18 protein-coding genes are annotated in these 17,692 nt (G+C 40.9%); 8 read left to right on the top strand and 10 right to left on the bottom strand.

Translation table 11 applies throughout. From position 1 onward, the window contains the following. Positions 1-5: 5 nt before the first annotated feature. Genes BTO30_RS14040 through yfkAB form a run of 3 tightly spaced genes read right to left on the bottom strand, consistent with a single transcriptional unit; the run spans position 6 to position 3,027 of the window. Positions 6-1,376, bottom strand: a complete 1,371-nt coding sequence (locus tag BTO30_RS14040; RefSeq protein ID WP_075399340.1) for an aminotransferase-like domain-containing protein — start codon at positions 1,374-1,376, stop codon at positions 6-8. Then, positions 1,373-1,903, bottom strand: a complete 531-nt coding sequence (gene msrA, locus BTO30_RS14045; RefSeq protein WP_075399341.1) for a peptide-methionine (S)-S-oxide reductase MsrA — start codon at positions 1,901-1,903, stop codon at positions 1,373-1,375. Before msrA ends, BTO30_RS14040 begins: the two co-directional genes overlap by 4 nt. Then, the gene (gene yfkAB, locus BTO30_RS14050) at positions 1,900-3,027 is read right to left on the bottom strand and encodes a radical SAM/CxCxxxxC motif protein YfkAB (protein WP_075399342.1); all 1,128 of its coding nucleotides are present in this window, start codon (positions 3,025-3,027) and stop codon (positions 1,900-1,902) included. Before yfkAB ends, msrA begins: the two co-directional genes overlap by 4 nt. Positions 3,028-3,305: 278 nt before the next feature. On the opposite strand from yfkAB, the gene BTO30_RS14055 reads away from it, so the two are divergent. Next, on the top strand, positions 3,306-3,602 hold the full coding sequence (locus BTO30_RS14055) for a hypothetical protein (protein WP_075399343.1): 297 nt from the start codon (positions 3,306-3,308) through the stop codon (positions 3,600-3,602). 81 nt (positions 3,603-3,683) lie between these two features. Here BTO30_RS14055 and BTO30_RS14060 read toward each other — a convergent pair whose 3' ends face one another. Beyond that, positions 3,684-3,884, bottom strand: coding sequence for an alpha/beta-type small acid-soluble spore protein (locus tag BTO30_RS14060; RefSeq protein ID WP_075399344.1), 201 nt, complete (start codon positions 3,882-3,884; stop codon positions 3,684-3,686). A 400-nt stretch (positions 3,885-4,284) separates the two neighbouring features. Here BTO30_RS14060 and BTO30_RS14065 point away from each other — a divergent pair, with 400 nt between their 5' ends. Next, entirely contained in the window at positions 4,285-4,791 is a 507-nt protein-coding gene (locus BTO30_RS14065) for a nucleotide exchange factor GrpE (protein WP_075399345.1), read from the top strand. A gap of 79 nt (positions 4,792-4,870) precedes the next feature. Next, on the top strand, positions 4,871-5,200 hold the full coding sequence (locus tag BTO30_RS14070; RefSeq protein WP_075399346.1) for a hypothetical protein: 330 nt from the start codon (positions 4,871-4,873) through the stop codon (positions 5,198-5,200). 31 nt (positions 5,201-5,231) lie between these two features. Here the strand turns inward: BTO30_RS14070 and BTO30_RS14075 are convergent, their stop codons facing one another. The 3 genes from BTO30_RS14075 to BTO30_RS14085 all read right to left on the bottom strand — a co-directional run bounded on the left by BTO30_RS14075 (position 5,232) and on the right by BTO30_RS14085 (position 8,650). Beyond that, positions 5,232-6,473 carry a glutamate-5-semialdehyde dehydrogenase gene (locus tag BTO30_RS14075; RefSeq protein WP_075399347.1) on the bottom strand — a complete coding sequence of 414 codons (1,242 nt, stop codon included), beginning with the start codon at positions 6,471-6,473 and terminating at the stop codon, positions 5,232-5,234. A gap of 11 nt (positions 6,474-6,484) precedes the next feature. Beyond that, positions 6,485-7,600 (bottom strand): glutamate 5-kinase, encoded by a 1,116-nt coding sequence (gene proB / locus BTO30_RS14080; protein WP_075399348.1) that lies wholly within the window; start codon positions 7,598-7,600, stop codon positions 6,485-6,487. A 417-nt stretch (positions 7,601-8,017) separates the two neighbouring features. Beyond that, complete coding sequence (locus tag BTO30_RS14085) at positions 8,018-8,650, bottom strand: NUDIX hydrolase (protein WP_075399349.1); 633 nt, start codon at positions 8,648-8,650, stop codon at positions 8,018-8,020. A 163-nt stretch (positions 8,651-8,813) separates the two neighbouring features. On the opposite strand from BTO30_RS14085, the gene BTO30_RS14090 reads away from it, so the two are divergent. Together BTO30_RS14090 and BTO30_RS14095 are read left to right on the top strand one after the other, a co-directional pair. Then, on the top strand, positions 8,814-9,899 hold the full coding sequence (locus BTO30_RS14090) for a branched-chain amino acid aminotransferase (protein ID WP_075399350.1): 1,086 nt from the start codon (positions 8,814-8,816) through the stop codon (positions 9,897-9,899). 95 nt (positions 9,900-9,994) lie between these two features. After that, positions 9,995-10,876 carry an MBL fold metallo-hydrolase gene (locus BTO30_RS14095; protein ID WP_075399376.1) on the top strand — a complete coding sequence of 294 codons (882 nt, stop codon included), beginning with the start codon at positions 9,995-9,997 and terminating at the stop codon, positions 10,874-10,876. Positions 10,877-10,970: 94 nt separating this feature from the next. Here BTO30_RS14095 and BTO30_RS14100 read toward each other — a convergent pair whose 3' ends face one another. The 3 genes from BTO30_RS14100 to BTO30_RS14110 all read right to left on the bottom strand — a co-directional run bounded on the left by BTO30_RS14100 (position 10,971) and on the right by BTO30_RS14110 (position 13,720). Further along, positions 10,971-11,663, bottom strand: a complete 693-nt coding sequence (locus BTO30_RS14100; RefSeq protein WP_075399351.1) for a tyrosine-type recombinase/integrase — start codon at positions 11,661-11,663, stop codon at positions 10,971-10,973. Between the two features lie 159 nt (positions 11,664-11,822). Then, entirely contained in the window at positions 11,823-12,974 is a 1,152-nt protein-coding gene (locus tag BTO30_RS14105; RefSeq protein WP_075399352.1) for a tyrosine-type recombinase/integrase, read from the bottom strand. Positions 12,975-13,219: 245 nt separating this feature from the next. Further along, a complete protein-coding gene (locus BTO30_RS14110) occupies positions 13,220-13,720 on the bottom strand; it encodes an ImmA/IrrE family metallo-endopeptidase (protein ID WP_075399353.1) in 501 nt (166 codons plus the stop codon). A gap of 272 nt (positions 13,721-13,992) precedes the next feature. Here BTO30_RS14110 and BTO30_RS14115 point away from each other — a divergent pair, with 272 nt between their 5' ends. From BTO30_RS14115 to BTO30_RS14125, 3 genes are read left to right on the top strand one after another with little or no spacing between them, the layout of a single operon-like run. Then, the gene (locus BTO30_RS14115) at positions 13,993-15,207 is read left to right on the top strand and encodes an ABC-three component system protein (RefSeq protein ID WP_075399354.1); all 1,215 of its coding nucleotides are present in this window, start codon (positions 13,993-13,995) and stop codon (positions 15,205-15,207) included. Continuing rightward, a complete protein-coding gene (locus BTO30_RS14120) occupies positions 15,191-15,682 on the top strand; it encodes a three component ABC system middle component (protein ID WP_075399355.1) in 492 nt (163 codons plus the stop codon). Before BTO30_RS14115 ends, BTO30_RS14120 begins: the two co-directional genes overlap by 17 nt. A gap of 1 nt (position 15,683) precedes the next feature. Then, positions 15,684-17,663, top strand: a complete 1,980-nt coding sequence (locus BTO30_RS14125) for a DUF3732 domain-containing protein (RefSeq protein WP_075399356.1) — start codon at positions 15,684-15,686, stop codon at positions 17,661-17,663. Positions 17,664-17,692: the final 29 nt, after the last annotated feature.

Raw genomic sequence — 17,692 nt, forward strand, 5'->3', positions numbered from 1 at the left:
TGTTTTTATTTGGCCAGCGCAATAATCCACTTTTTCATACGCTTAATGCCTTCTTCAAATTGGGCAGCACCTGCGTATCCGTATGAAAGACGGATCGAGCGCGAAGCCCCTCCTGTATAAATACTGCCTGGATGAAATAAAATGCCTTCATTTACAGCTTCCGCGTATAAATCTTTAATTGAAATATCCATTTTAAAACGCAGCCAGATGAAAAAACCACCGTTCGGAATGCGCCATTCCGCAATATCGGATAAATGACGTTCAAGTGAAGATTGGGCACTTGTTCGGCGCTTCAAAAGTGCTTTACGCACATATTCGAGATGGTGTTCATATAATCCTTCACCCAACCATTCTGCGGCCACACGCTGTGACAGCGAACTTGTTCCATAATCGGCTTGCATTTTCAAATCAGACAGCCGCTCAATAACCGGTTCAGCACCGGCAATCCAGCCAATCCGCAATCCCGGACTGAGCGTTTTGGACAAACTGCCAATATAAAGAACATTTCCGTGCGTGTCCATTGATTTTAATGAAGGCGGCGGCGCAGAGTCCAGCCAGAGTTCACGGTAAATATCATCTTCTATGATGGGAAGACGATGTGCTGCACAAAATGACAGGATCTCTTTTCGGCGTGATTCGCTCATCATCACGCCAGTCGGATTATGAAAGCATGGAATGGTATATAGCGCACCAGGCTGCTCTGTCTTCCATTTTGCCTGCAAATCGGATGTGATAAGCCCCTCTTCATCCATCTCAACTCCCGCAAGTGACATGCCAAGCGATTGAAAGGTATGAATGGAATAAAGGTAAGACGGTTCTTCTAAATAAATGGACGAACCGCGCTCGAGCAGCCCGGATGCAATAAGCTGCAGTCCCTGCATCGCACCGGAAACAATTAAAATGGAAGAAGGCGAAACAGGCGTACCTTGCCTTGTCATATAACCGGCGACTGCTTCACGTAACGGCTCGTAGCCCCCGCGTTCTTCATACCCAAGCGATTGTATTTTCCCGGACAATCGACCAAGTACATCGTTTAAATAGCCGTCTGGAAACACATCTTCCGCCAGTTCCCCTTTGCTTAAGTCGATGATGCCGGATTCAGTTGATTGTAAAGGATGTGTTTCTTTTTGACGGGGCAGTGAAGCGAGAAGAGACCACGTATCATTGGCAACAATCGTGCCTTTTCCCATTACAGCTTCAACGATACCGTCCGTTTTCAGCTGTTCCAGCGCTGCAATAACAGTGCTTCTGTTGACAGAAAATTCATCTGCCAGCACACGCTGGCTCGGAATTTTCGCGCCAGGTGCCCATTTCCCAGCTCTGATTTGTTCTTTAATCCAGTCTGCAACAATATTGGATTTCGTTACTGGTTTCATTTCTCCTCTTTCCAGTGCGCTTGAATAAATTCGTCCCGTCCGGATTGTTTGCGGTCTTGTTCGTATTCCGCTTTATAGTTTTTATAAAAATCCTGATGATATGTCTCAGCCGGATAAAACGGGAAAGCGGGCAAAATCGGTGTGACGATGGGTTTCATAAACTTGCCGCTCGCAGCCAGCTGCTGCTTAGACTGTTCCGCTGCTTTTTTTTGCTGATCATTTGCATAAAAAATAGCAGCACGGTACGAATCCCCCCGGTCTTGAAATTGCCCTTCGTCATCGGTTGGATCAATTTGCTGCCAAAAAATTTCTAACAGCTGCTCATAGGAGAATAGATCGGAATCATACGTGATTTCGACTGCTTCCATATGTCCGGTTCCACCGCTTTTTACTTGCTCATATGTCGGGTTTTCGACATGGCCGCCTGTATAGCCGGAGACGACCGATTCAATTCCGTCCCACTGATCAAATGGCTTCACCATACACCAAAAGCATCCGCCCGCAAAAATGGCTTTTTGTTTGTTCATAGCTGAACTTCCTTTCTCCCCAAAATCGCTGACCGTTTTGTAAAGTCATCATTTTGATAATACGCATGTTTTACTAATATATTAGGTCCGAGACAACGGACAGACGGGCAGTGGCATCCTGTTTCCTTTGCCAGCTGGGATGCTGTCCACGTTTCATACGCCTCCTGAAATGAATTTGTTTGAATATTGCCAAGCGAAGGAGCATCGGCAAAGTCTGTTACGATAATATCTCCCGAGAAAATATTTACATTTAAACGTGACCGGCCATCAGGATCATTCCGCACTGTGACAAGCGGTTCTTTTTGTAAACGATACACAAGGCCACGGTCACGTTCATCTTCGCTGCAGGCAAAGAACGGAAGCGTCCCGAACAGCATCCACACGTTCGGATCTCTTACATCGAGCAAATGATGGATGGCTGTGCGCATGTCATCCAGTGACAGCGACTCTAATGCACTTGCAAAGTCACTCGGATACATGGGGTGAACTTCATGACGTGTACACTTCATCTCTGTCACAATTTGCCGGTGAATTTTTTCAAGATACGGCAGCGTCCGTTTATTAAGCATCGTTTCCGCTGAAACCATCACTCCTGCATCTGCGAGAATTCGGCTGTTTTCAATCATACGTGTAAATAGCTGTTCACGTTGTTTATATGATGGTTTTCGCTCCATGTTGGCGAATCCCGCTTCCACAAACTCATCAACTGTTCCCCAGTTATGCGATATATGAAGAACATCCAGATAGGGAACAATGTGTTCATACCGCTCTGCATCAATCGTCAAATTCGAATTCATTTGCGTGTACACACCGCGTTCGTGCGCGTAGCGAAGAAGCGGTAATACATAGTTTTGCACGGATTTTTTAGACAGCATCGGCTCTCCGCCTGTAATACTTAATGACCGGAGTTCGGGAATTTCATCGAGTTTTGATAAGAGTAAAGATAAAGGCAATGCAATCGGATCTTTCGTTTGCAATGTATACCCAACCGCACAATGCTCACAGCGCATATTGCATAATGTGGTGGTTGTCAATTCAATATTTGAGAGACGCATGGACCCAGTTTCATCAATATCCATATAGGTTTCCCATGGATCGAACGCGGGCGTAATCATTCTTTTCATTCGTACAACACCTCTTTTTCTTTCAACCTCCTATTATACCTGTTTTTCATGCAAATGAAAAAGAATGTGAAGCAAACAAATTTTAACAGTGCATGTCAATCGATTTTCAAGGAAAAAGCCACTTAAAGAAGCTGGTCAGTTTGAGATGAAAAAAGTGGTTATAGAATAACGTTTTCTTGGAAATAAACGATTTATAGGCTATTTCATTTCTTTCGTAAAAGGGAAGCGGAGAGACGAATTATATCAATGGATATATGTGAAAACGAGGAGGCAGTGTAATGTACAACATTGGTGATTGGGTTTACGCCGTATCCGATCAAATACTGGTCATTGGATATGTTGAGAATGTGTCAATTTCAAGGGACCTGATATTTATTACGAAGGTAGCCAATTATGTAAAAGGTCAGCCGGTGTGGATGACCCCCGCAAGGAAAACATGTCCTTTAAACAGCGTTTCACAGATGGATTTGACACTTGAAAAAGAGGACTGGGACGGGTTAATCGATTTGTCCATTTTCATGGAAGATAAAGAGTGGTTTGAGCAACTGACCGAAAGAATGCTGCTTGATGCGTAGAAAAGAGGAGGTGCTGTCCACTTTTTAGTGAATGGTCAAGAAAAATCCATCCGTTTGAGGGATGGATGTCAACAATTTAGCTTAACGACCCCGCAGATCCTGTTGTGCCATTCGTATTAAACGTTTTGTGATTTCTCCGCCGGTTGAACCGTTGGTGCGTGCAGTCGTGTCCGGCCCTAAAGTGACGCCGAATTCGTTTGCAATTTCATATTTGAATTGCTCCAGAACCCGTTCTGCACCAGGGACGACAAGTGGATTTCGATTACCTCGATTGCTGGACATTTTTTTCACCACCTCTTTTGTTTGCTATTACTATTCGCAGCCGGAAAAGGAATCATTCAAAAAGGGCGGTAGCAAATGTTATGTATCTTGGTGAAAATACACTTGCGGGGGAACGTATTCATAAAATTCCTTATTTTGTTATTGAAAATCTGCATGACTTTTATTCAATTGGAAATGCATATTTATATTCTGATCTATACAACAAATGATACTGAAAAAAGGGAATTTATGAAAAAATAACTCATCCAATTGTTTATGACGTATTGCCCTAAAAACTGTGTGTTATTCACTGGATAGGAGGGAAAACAGTTCATTTGCGCTGTTTTTAATCATATTGCTTTTCAATAATGGAAAAAACCAGTATGATTTGATGTATCAACACATGAGGGGGAATTACATAATGAATAAAGTAACAGGTTTTATGGGCGCGGCGCTTCTTGCCGGCGGCATCCTGGCCGGCTGTTCAGCGGATTCAGAAAACCCGGCTCCAGAAGAAAATACAACAGACGAAGCAGTTACACCTGCAGAAACGGATCAAGCAGCCGAAGATACATCGAAAGCGACTGAAAACGCGTCCGAAGATATTCAGAAAAAGGCAAGTGATACGGTGGATACTGTCGAAGAGGAAGCTGCTGATCTTGGTGCTGCAGTGGAAGAAGGATCATCAAATGTTCAGGAAAGCGTCGACAATGTAATTGAAGCGGATGGTCAGGAAGCAACCGGTACATTTAATGGCCTTGTTGATCCTCATACCGTCGAAATTGAGGTGGACGGCGTACCGGCTTCTTATCAAGTTGATCCAGAAGGGGATATTATGCCGCGCTTTGAACAATTAACAGCAGGCGACAGCGTGACGTTCGTCTTTGTAGAAAATGGAGAACAGCTCGTGATTAAAGAATTGAAATAATAAAAAAGCACATCTTGAAAAGATGTGCTTTTTCGTTTAAAAGAAGGCACAAGGGGGTGGGATCTTAGGGGGGGAGAGAATGAACACCTCAGGAATGCTGCGAGGCTATTTAGCAAAAGTAATGGATCAGGAAAGTTTCTTTTTCCATGTTATTAACTGTATGGAAAAACAGCTTGTTGATTGGGGAAGTGATCCTCTGCTGCTGTTTAACTGGGAAAAGAAAGAAAAAAATGTCTCAGGGTCATTTATAATCGATGGCTTTTTGTATGAATTTTCTTTGGGAAAAGAACAGTTGAAATTACTTCAGCAGCGGTCGCCGTATGCTGTTGACCGTATGATCTGGGAAGAATTGATCTCAAACGGGTTTGTTTTAAAAGAAAGCAGCTATATTGATAAAGCATTCATGTAAAAAGCGCCAGGGTGATTCCTGGCACTTTTTGTTATTTTCGAATTTGACCATTTCCGCGAACGAGCGATTTTACGGTCGTAATCGCTTTTAAACCCATTGGTCCGCGTGCATGAAGTTTTTGCGTGCTGATGCCGATTTCGGCGCCGTAGCCGAATTGCTCACCGTCTGTAAATCTTGTCGAAGCATTCCGGTATAAAACAGCGGCATCAATCCCGCGGAAAAATAAGTCCGCACTGTCTTCGTTTTCGGTGACGATTGCTTCTGAATGTTTCGTGCCATATTGATTTATGTGTAAAACAGCTTCCTGCGTCGTCTCGACTGTTTTGGCAGAAAGCGTCATCGCCAAAAATTCCTGTCCCCAGTCTTCTTCAGATGCCGGTTTGACAAAATCGTAATTTTGGGCCAATGTTTGATCCCCGCGCACTTCCACATTTGCCTGCTTCAACGTGTTAAACAATTCATCCTGATAAGGCCAGTTTTTGTGCACAAGCAGACTTTCTGCCGCATTGCAAACAGATGGACGGTGTGTCTTGGCATTTAGGGCGATGTCAATTGCCATATCCTTTTGCGCCGATTCATCAATATACACGTGGCAGTTTCCGACACCCGTTTCCAGAACCGGAACAGTTGCCTGATTAATAACAGATTGAATCAAGCCCGCTCCGCCGCGAGGAATGAGTACATCAAGATACTCATTTAACTTAAACATTTCGCCCGCTGTTTCACGGCTTGTATCTTCTAACAATTGAAGTGCATCTGCTGGAAGAGGTGATGATTCAAGCGCCTGTTTCATAACGGAAACGAGGGCTTTGTTTGAATGAAGAGCGGATGTACTTCCCCTTAAAAGAACCGCGTTGCCTGCTTTTAGACACAATGTCGCGGCATCTACTGTTACATTCGGCCGCGCTTCATACACCATACCGACAACGCCAAGCGGAACGCGAATCGTTTCAATTTCAAGGCCATGTTCTGTTGTCCATGATTCAACTGTTTCACCAACCGGATCGGCAAGCTCTGTCAATTGGCGGACGGCACCGGCAATTTTGGCAAGGCGATCTTCCGTTAATTGGAGACGGTCAAGAAGGGAGTCTGTGAAACCCGCTTCACGTCCACAAGCCATATCTTTTTCATTTTCAGCTAAAATGAATACTTTTTTTTCCATTAAAGCATCTGCAATCATTGATAATGCTGTATTTTTTTCTTCGGTTGTTTTCATTGCCATTTCATAGGAAGCTTGCTTTAATAATGATGCTTTTTGTAATAATTCACTCATTTTTTTCACTCCTATTGTTCGTTTTTCAACGTGACCCAGTTGTCACGATGAATGACTTCTGCACGTTCATTAATTGAATATGCTTTCGTCTCTGTACTTGGAAGACCTTTTATTTTTTCAAGATCGACCGATGAATAAAACACTTGGCCGCGGCCGAGCAAAACACCAGCTTCATTTAACACATCCACTACATCGAGTGCGTCAAACAAGCCATCTACCGCTTTTACACCAGCCGGAAGTAAACTTTTCCCGCTTTTCACCACCGCTTTTTCCGCCCCGGAATCAACTGTAATGGAACCGGCCGGCTTTGCGTGATGGGCAAGCCACTGCTTTTTCCGCTGCATATGCGGCTGCATCGGCGATCCAATATAGGTTCCGTCTCCTTTTCCCTCTATAATATCGAGCAATTTTCGCTCTCCTGTACCGTTGCCGATAAACACCGAGACACCGAGCGACTGTGCTTTATCGGCAGCAAGCAGCTTTGATTTCATGCCGCCAGTACCGACGGCTGAACCGCTGCCCCCTGCCATTGACAACAGTTCTTCTGTTACAGCCGGTACGAAATTAAACCGCTTCGCCTCGGGATTCGTTTTCGGATTGCTGTCGTACAAACCATTAATATCCGTTAAAATGACTAACGCATCTGCCTGCAAAAACCCGCTTACAAGGGCGGATAGCATATCGTTGTCGCCGTACGTCAATTCTTCAATCGAAATGGAATCATTTTCATTAATGATCGGCACAGCACCACGGTTTAACAGTTCCGTCATTGCTGTATAAAAATTTTGAAACCGGCCCTTTGAATAAAAATCTCCTTTTGTCAGCAGCATTTGAGCGGCGGTCAGGCCTTTTGGCGATAAGTGAGAGATATACCGCTGAATTAATAAGCTCTGACCCACGGCAGCCGATGCCTGACGGGCTGCCATGAGCTTCGGCCGGGATGCGTAGCCGAGAGACTTAAAACCGGCTGCCACAGCACCTGACGATACTACAATCACTTCATGTCCCTGTTCTTTAACCGCCGCAATTGCGGCGGTATGATCAGCAATTTTTTCTTCTACAATATTTCCATGGTCGTCCGTTAACGAGCTGCTGCCAATTTTGACGACAATGCGCTGTTTTTTCATGTTGTATCATTCCTTTTCAATAAAAAAAGCACACCTCGCCATCCAACAAAGGACGGGGTATGCTTTCCGTGGTACCACCTTTTTTGACGCTGAATTGCGCCCACTTAATATCCATAACGCGGATGTGACGGCTTATGTTTTCATAAGCAATGTGTGTACAGGGCAGGTTCAATGGTGTTTTCCGCAGGAGTCTTTCAGCCGGTGAACTCCTTCTCTACTCCGGATACGGGCCATTTACTAGTCCCATCATTATTAGCTCTATTCTTCTTTATTATCGTATATTCTGACTATTTGTCAAGCTAATCAGGACTTTGAAGGCTCTTTTTCACTCATTGGTTATATGTGCCGAATCCTAAAGCGATTAACATATTTTCAATGGAAACTGAATGGGAACAGGTAAACATAGTATGTGAAGCGTCAAACACTATCGGCACGAATCGAGCGAACGATATCCAGAAAATGCTTCAATATCCGGGCTGTCAACCCCCAAATAATTCGGTCTTCATAAAAATAAAAATATTCTTCCATTGACTTTGTCTGCCAGCTGTAGTCTTTTCCGCGGGCAATTAAATGAAAAGGAAAATCTTCTTCCGGTTCCGGCCGCAGCTGGATGTAGTGAAGAGCAGGTTCCGTGTTCAGTAAATAATCGAGAGGCACGGTAAAAATTTCATGCACTTCATCTTTGTTTAGCTTGATTTCTTTCAAGTCGATCAGGCCGGCATAGCTGTATATAATCGTACCAAACGGGGACAGCATATAATCAAGCGGGAATAACACACGTATATCCTCTTCCGCAATGCCTAGTTCTTCATGTGTTTCCCTGACAGCCGCATGATCGGGTCCTTTATCTTCTGGATCAATTTTTCCCCCGGGAAAACAAATTTCTCCTGGCTGCCGGCGCATGTTAAGTGATCGGACTTCAAATAATACGTGCAGACCTTCATCTTTTTGAACAAGCGGCAAAAGCAAGGAGAATTTTGCAAAATTTTCACCGCCGAGAATATCCGGTGTCCGGTTCTCGAAAATCGTTTTCAATTCATTAATATTCATAAAGGCAACCCCAGCTCATTTTCTTCTATTATAAAGGAAATGAAAGTGATAGTGAAAAAAATTGATTTAATGGTGTAAAAATATTCGAAAAAATTGTAAAATGAATTGAGTACATACATCAGCAAAATGCTGACGAATTTTTTAAAATGAGGAGTCCTGAAAGATGACAGAACAAATTACCGTACAATTAGCTGAGACGAGACGAGAAAAACCGGATCAATCGAACCTCGGGTTTGGCCGTATTTTTACCGATCATATGTTTATGATGGATTATACGGAAGGGACAGGATGGCATGATGCACGTATTGTCCCATATCAGCCTCTCACACTTGAACCGTCGGCTATGGTGTTCCATTACGGACAAACGGTGTTTGAAGGTATGAAAGCCTATTTGACAAAAGAAGGACGGGTCTTTTTATTTCGTCCTGAAAAAAATATGGTGCGTTTGAACCGTTCAAATGAGCGTCTTTGTATCCCGCAAATTGATGGGGACTTTGTGATCGAAGGATTAAAAAAGCTGATTGCGGTGGATCAGGAATGGATTCCGACAGCGGAAGGCACATCCCTTTATATTCGTCCATTTATTATTGCGACAGAGCCATTTTTAGGCGTAGCCCCAGCGAAAAACTACAAGTTTATGATCATTATGTCGCCGGTGGGTCTCTATTATAAAGAAGGTATTGCACCGGTTAAGATTTTAGTAGAAAACGACTATGTCCGCGCGGTACAAGGCGGTACAGGGGAAGCGAAAACAGGCGGTAACTACGCTGCAAGCCTGAAAGCACAAGAACTGGCCAGCGGCAAAGAATATTCACAAGTTCTTTGGCTCGACGGTGTTGAAAAGAAATACATTGAAGAAGTCGGCAGCATGAATGTGTTCTTTAAAATTGATGGTGAAGTGGTGACCCCTGCACTTAACGGCAGCATCCTGCATGGGGTTACGCGTGATTCCGTCATCCAATTATTAAAACACTGGAATGTACCTGTATCAGAACGACGCCTGTCCATGGAAGAGATTGCTCAGGCTTACCGTGACGGCAAACTCGAAGAAGCATTTGGTACCGGAACAGCTGCCGTTATTTCACCAATCGGAGAGTTTCTCTGGGGAGAAGAGAAGATGGTGTTGAACAACGGGAAAACAGGCGAGTTGTCAAAGAAAATTTATGACTCCATTACAGGTATTCAAAAAGGGGCATTGGAAGATCCGTTTGGCTGGATAACGGAAGTGCCGATTTCAGAATCAAAATAAGTTTCTTAAGACGGACTGCTTGCGGGCGGTTCGTCTATTTTTCAAAAAAGAGGTGCATTGAATTGGGAACGGTTTCATTAGGTTTTGACATCGCAATGGTTGATCTTCACGACTCCGGCTTTACGAAACGAACAGGTTCATACATATTTCACGAATCGAAAAAAGCAATTATCGAAACAAGTGCCAGTCCATCTATTCCTTATTTGCTGGAAGGGTTAAAGGAGCTTGATATCAGCCCGAAGGAAATTGAATATATCATTGTCACGCATATTCATCTCGATCATTCCGGCGGTGCAGGATTATTTTTAACATCATGTCCGAATGCCAAAATTATCGTTCATCCGAAAGGAGCTCGTCATTTAGCCGATCCATCACGGTTAATTGCCAGCGCAAAAACGGTTTATGGTGAGCGATTTGATGAGCTGTTTGATCCGATATTGCCTGTACCGGCCGAACGGATAATTGAAATGGAAGACGGTGGTACGCTGGATCTGGGGGGACGCTCGTTAACGTTTATCCACACACCTGGACATGCAAATCATCATTTTTCCATTTATGATAAAAAATCAAACGGCGTATTTACCGGAGATACAGCCGGCATCCGCTATGCACAGCTCGTGGATGAAGGAGAAGACTTTTATTTACCGACGACGTCACCGAACCAATTTAATCCGGACGAAATGAAAAAATCGATCGAAACCATAATGGCTTATCAGCCTGACCGGATTTATTTTGGACACTACGGAATGACTGAAAATCCGAAACAGGCCATTCAGATGGTATTGGAATGGCTTGATTTATTTATAGAAACGGCACAAGAATGTCAATCGGTTAATGAACTTTCTGAAAAGCTCGCGGGAAAAATAAAACAATATTTGTCCTCCAAAGGAGTTCCGGAATCGCATCCAGTGTATGAGATCATCAAAGTGGATATGCCTGTCTGCGCGCAGGGAATCATGCTTTATCTGCAAAAATAACACCCGATTTGGGTGTTATTTTATTTTGCATCGAGATGGGTAACGATGTGTCTTTTATAATTTCGATGCGCGAGAGAGCGAATCTCAAGCATCATTAAAAACGAACATTTTTTAAATGGTCGTGCATCCGGTCTTCTTGAATTCTCTCTAAATATAAATTCGTGATGGAGATATCAGCATGTCCGGCCAAATCCTTTACAACCGCGAGTGGAACATCCTGTTCAAGAAGTGATGTCACAAAAGTATGGCGGAACCAGTGGGGACTGACAGCGGAATCGCTGCCTGCAAGTGAAACAGCTTCTTTTACAATTTTGTATAGCGCGGCATACGAAAGCCTTTTTTTATCAGCACCTGGATCCAGTTTATTATATATTGAATAAATTTGAATCCAGACAGACAGACGAGCTGAAAAAAAGCGTGTATTAAAGCCGAATTCAAGAAAGCGGCGAAAAAACTCCAGTTTGCGAACGGCACTCTTCGGTTTATACGATTGAATTATAAAGCGGTTGTATGTTTTAACTTCAGGAAAACCAATATCCCGAAAAGTGAGAGAGTGCGCATCAAGAAACGAAAGAAACGTTTTCGCGTCGCTGCGGTATGCTTTTATCGTATGAGGAGAAAAAGTTCGATTATCTTTTAAAATACCGACCGCAAAAAAATACTCTAAAAATTCTTCGTCCGAACAATGTTCAAGCGTTAAATTGCGGTTGTCATCTAATACATGCTTTCTTGACTGGAGCCGCTCTAAAAACGCCGCCTGCGACCCCCAAATAGAAAGTTGATTCATGGAATCTCTCCTTAACGATAATATTATTATGTATAGTGAAGATAATTTATCCTTATCTGGACATAAAAATAGAAACCCTTATTTATCAAGGGTTTCTATCATTTTTTATCGTTATTTTTTGTTTCAGGTGACCAAAAGGGGACCGAAGTATAAAAAACATTAAAAGATGCTCGTTAATTTTGTAACAGCTTCCTGCTCGTTTTCCTTCGTTAAATGCGAGTATGTGTCCATGGTCAATGTAATCGTGCTGTGACCCAGTCGTTCTTGAATAACTTTGATATTCACGCCGTTCGATAATAAAAGGGAAGCGTGAGTGTGGCGCAGATCATGGAATCGAATTCGCTTTAGGCCATGTTTCTCCGTAAACTCTATAAAGTATTTCAAAAAAGTCTGTGGAAGGTGCGGATATCCGTCTGGGCGGCAAAAGATTAAATCCATTCCTTCGATGCCTCTCCATTCGGAACCATAGGCCATTCGAGTTTTCTTCACTTCATTGATGTATTTACGTAATTCTTTCATGTAATCATCCGGCATAGGGATGATACGTGTTTTCTTGTTTTTCGGATCGCCCAGGTAATAAATATCTTTTTTTGTGTCATGAACCAGCGTATGCTTCACTGTAATGGTATTGTCCGCAAAATTCACGTTTTCCATCGTCAAGCCTAAAATTTCTCCAAGGCGCATACCGGAAAGGACAGCCATTTTTATAGCCATTCGATGCTTCGGCATGGCGTCTTCCAGAATCTCAAATAGTCGCTTTACCTCATTTACATCGTAAAACAGCATTTCTTTCTTTTGTTGCTTTTTCTTTTTGACTGTCTTTGCCACATTCTCCGGCATTAGGTCCCACTCAACCATTTTTTGCAGCATCAGCCGGTTTACCCGCATCTTATAATCGGCAGACTTCACATCATCTTCTGTTAAATGGTTCATAAATTCGACAATATGGAATTTCTTTAAGTCCTTTAGCTTCATTTCTCCGAAAAAGTCTAATGCCGCCTGGATATTTTGCTGATATGCCTTTTGTGATTGAAAAGAGAGGTGTGACACATGATTTTCAAGCCACAATGCAACAGCTTCCCTATATTTAAGATTATTCGTATCAATCGGGCTGCTGGTCGCTACTTCAATCTCAAACTCAGTGATTGCCTTCTTAACAGCACGAGCGGAAAGTGTTTTGAGAGAAACAGTCTTTTTGCGCCGGATCCGTTTGCCGCGCTCATCATAACCTAACTCAACGGTTATCTTTATGCGGGGAAGCTCTGTCTTGTCGTCCGGGTTTTTCTTATCTAAAACAATATAACTCGACATAAGGCACGCTCCTTTCTTTTTGAGTAAAGATTCTTGTTAATTCTATTTTACCTTATTCCGATGGAAAATCCGTCATAAATCCAAATGTTCCAGACTGGTCAAAAGCAGCGTTCTTTGACCTCATTTTAAGCTTTTATGAAAATCGAGTAGTATTCAATCAGCTGACAAATACAAAAAGGTTTTTTCAACGTCCTTAATGTAAAAGGGAGCATACACGATCACTTACAGAAAAAAGATGACTCTTCCTAAAAGAAGGAAGAGGACTTTTCGTACATGGCGCCCATCATTTGAATCTCCCAGAGAGCAAGACGCTCCTCAGCGAAAGCATGCTCCACGTTAAATAGCTTTGCAGCTTTATTGATAGCCAACCGTCTATCAAAAGGCAGATCTGCTTTTTCAAGCATAAAAGTCGGTATACAAAAATGAAGGGCAAAAGTATTTGCCTGCCACTCTTGCAGCTGAACAAAAGGGAAGGGCAGCTCGGTTTGATTGCCTGAGTGTCTTAATAGATGACAAACCTCATGAGCAAATTCCTGCCATTGTTCAGCTTTTGACAAATTTTCATTAAGTCTAATCATCATAATGCCATCAAGCTCAGCGCACTTGCTTTTCTTATGACTATACCCCACCTCTATATTGAGCCTCCTGGCAATTAGTTCTATATCTAGCTGCTCTGGAGAAGTAATCGAAATTTTTGTGTACAAATTCTCAATAAAGTTTTCAAGATGGGATTTCACATAGGTCATAAGGGACGCCTCTTTTCCAATTTACAATTATAGGAACATACGTTTTGATTAGTATATAACAAAACATACCATGGAGAAAAGAGGTAAGCGCGAAAATTGTCGCAAAGTTAGATAATTTATCTCAAAAGAGATACATTGAATAGATTTATGTAAACTATTGTTATTCATTAAGAAAATAGTACCAATTTTATGATAAAATGAAAAAGATTTCAGATTAATACTTCAAATTTAAAATTAATATTAAAGCTTTTTAGAGTAAGGAGTTGGAAAAGTTGAGCACGGAATTTTCAGCTAATGCTCAAGCGTTAGGCTATCTATATCAAGTTCGCTATGCATTATTAATGTTGCTAAAGTCTAATCCTGATTCGCTAATATCAATTGAACGTTTTGACGATGTGGCATTTGAAAAAGATGGTTCCCCCATAGAACTCATTCAGACAAAACATCATTTAAGTAATGAATCTTCATTAAGTAATAGCAGTAGTGATCTGTGGAAAACTCTCCGAGTCTGGTGTACAGCTTTTTTGAATGATGAATCAAAATTCGAAGATGTAAAATACATGTTAATTACTACAAATAGAGCTGCGGATGATTCAGCTGCTAGCAAATTATATCCAAGTCAAACTAATAAAAGAGATATCCATGAAGCAATGAAAATTTTAGATGGAATTGCCGAGAAATCCGAAAACAAGGGTAATAAGAAAGCTTACGATACATATCTTTCTTTAAGCGATTCCCAAAGAAAAAAATTATTGAGTAAAGTATTTATTTTAGATAATTCCCCTTCAATTTTAGATACAAAAGATTTTATTTTAAGAGAGCTAATATATGCTGCGAGACCACAATTTGTGAAAGCGGTATACGAACGTTTAGAAGGGTTTTGGTTTAATAAAGCAATTGAGCATTTGTCTTTAGATGGCTTGTCATCAATTTCACATATTGAAGTTAGAGAATTTATACACGACCTTCAAGAGCAATTTCAACAAGACAATTTACCAATGGATTTTATGAACATAAAAACATATGAAGGACACGAATTGCAAGATGAGGAAAAAGTTTTTATTGAGCAATTAAAATTAATAACTGTTCGGCAACCTAGAATTAATAAAGCAATCAGTGATTATTACAAAGCATACGAGCAAAGATCTAGATGGATAAGGGACGAACTCATTTTAGTTAATGAACTTGAGAATTATGAAGACAGGCTTATTGACGAATGGGAGAGAAGGTTCGAAACAATGCTTGAAGATTTAGGAGAGGAATCTGCTGAAGAAGTATTACAAAAAGAAGGAAGGGCATTATTTAATTGGATTGATCAGCAGGCTGAAATTCCAATTCGTCCTAAATGTACAGCGCCATATATATTAAGGGGAAGTTATCATATGTTATCAAATAAACTTCAAGTAGGATGGCATAGTATGTATATAGAACGTTTACAGGATTTATATAAAAAATATACAGGAGGTAGAAATGAAACCGTGGGATGAAAGGCCAGAAGAAATTGCGAATTTACTAAACCCTGCTTTCTGTAGTGAAATAATCAGACGTTGTTTAAAAAAATACAATCAAGTCGCCGACAAACCTTTTGACTACTCACTATTATTTCTAATTCTTCCTATAGTGCTCCATGCACCTACTCGCGAACAAATTAATACTAGAATGCGCAAACCAATGCACGTTTGGCTGGAGCAAAATCAGTATTTGAGAATTGAATTTGGAAAACGTGCCAAAGCATTAGTTCCAGTTACTAAAGAGAGTATTTCCTTTTTGTTACAGAATAAAGCGCTGTTAATAGATGATGAAGGAAAGATACTTTTAAAAAAATATAAAAAAAGAAAAATATCTGGACATGAACAAGGAGAAATAGCGGATATTTTTAAGAAAAGTGAGTTTGTTGGGCAATGGTTTGCCAGCGCAGGCACCCCAACAACCATTTATATGATGTGGGGAGTGAAACCATAAATTGCAAATTATCGAGATAGTACTATATAGTAAAAAGGGTCAAAAAAGAACCTTGAAATTTGAAGTTGGTAGAACCAATATCATTACAGGTGGATCAGGTACAGGGAAGTCAGCTCTTATTGATATTATTGAGTATTGCTTGGGTAGGGATACTTGTATGGTTCCAGAGGGAATTATTCGAGAAACAGTATCTTGGTATGGATTAAGAATAAAATATTCACAAGGCGAGATGTTTATAGCTAGGGAAAACCCTGATTTAGGCCGAGCGTCTACAAATTCCGCCTACATCGAAGAAGGAGAATTAGTTCAAAGTCCTCTTCACGCTCCTGAGGCTAATACTACTAATGAAGCATTAGTAGATACATTATCTCGGAAAATAGGTATATCACCAAATTTACATACCCCTTTACAGGGACAAACAAGACCGCCTTTGGAAGCTAATATCAAACATGCACTCTTTTATTGCCTGCAACAACAAGATGAAATTGCTAGCAAGCGGACTTTGTTCCATCGACAGTCAGAAGAATTTATAGGTTTTGCACAAAAAGATACTTTGCCGTATTTTTTAGGAGCTGTACAGGAAGATAGATTAGCCATTGAACAAAATTTAACTAGAAGTAAAAGAGAATTAAAAAAAGCAGAAAGAGCGCTAAAAGAAGTTCAATTAATTAGAGGAGAAGGTGTTACCCAGGCAGTAAGTCTTTTAGCAGAAGCGAATGAAGTTGGATTAACTAATTTGCAGACATATCCATCTGAATTAGAAGCACAAATAGCAATCTTGGAAAAGACAATAAACTGGATTCCTGGTGAAGTTAATTTTCCTGAAGTAGACAAATTAACACAGTTGCAGCTTAAACTACAAGACTTAAAAGACAATTTCAACAATAAATCTGAGGAAATCCGCGCAGCCAAAACGTTTACTAGTGAAGCGGAAGGGTATGCTAAAGAAATTCAGCAACAGGAATTTAGACTTGAGTCGATTAACTTGTTCAATAATATTCAAACTGACGTAGAATTGTGTCCGCTATGTTCGAATAAACTTGATACCCCTATTCCAAGTATTAGTGCCATTAATAATTCTTTGAGTAGGGTGAAAAAGAATTTAGAAGCTACTATTAGAGAAAGACCTAGACTCCGTGAATATATTGAAAAGAAAGAAGAAGAAAAACAAAAAATATTAGATGAAATAAATCAAATAAACAAAATAATCGATGGAATATATAATGAAGGACAAGCTGCAAGGGAATTAAGGGACCTAAATGTAAGAAGAAGCAGAGTTATTGGGCGTATTAGTTTATGGCTAGAAAGCGTTAATTTGAATGAAGATTATTCTGATTTAGAGCAAGCAGTTGAAGAATTGAAAGAAAAAGTAAGCAACCTAGAGAGTCAACTGGATAATGAAGAAAAAGAATTAAGGATCCAATCCATTTTAAATCGTATCGGTTTTCAAATGACCGAGTGGGCTAATAACTTTGATATAGAGCACAGTGGAAACCCTGTTCGTTTAGATATTTCCAAGTTGACGGTAGTAATAGATAAAGTAGACAGAGCAATTCCTCTCTACAGAATTGGGAGTGGGGAAAACTGGGTGGCATACCATTTGATCGCACACCTAGCATTACACAAATATTTTACTAAACAAAACAGACCTGTTCCAAGATTTTTATTTTTAGATCAGCCCACACAGGTATATTATCCAAGAGAAAAAGATGAAAAATTGCTGGGATCAATTGAATTTTTAAAAGATGAGGATAGAGAAGCCGTAAAGAAAATGTTTGACTTAATATTCGAAGTTGTAAAAGAGTTAGAACCAAATTTCCAAGTTATAATTACTGATCACGCTGACTTAAAAGATGAGTCTTTTCAAGAACATGTAACTGAGCGTTGGAGAGATGGAAAGGCATTAATTCCAGATAGCTGGATTGAAGGAACGGAAGATATAAAAACAAAAAATGCAAAAAAATCCGGTGAAAAACATTGAGGCATAGTAAATCAGGTCATAAAGAACTA

The organism is Domibacillus antri (assembly GCF_001936625.1).
GTDB lineage: Bacteria > Bacillota > Bacilli > Bacillales > Domibacillaceae > Domibacillus > Domibacillus antri.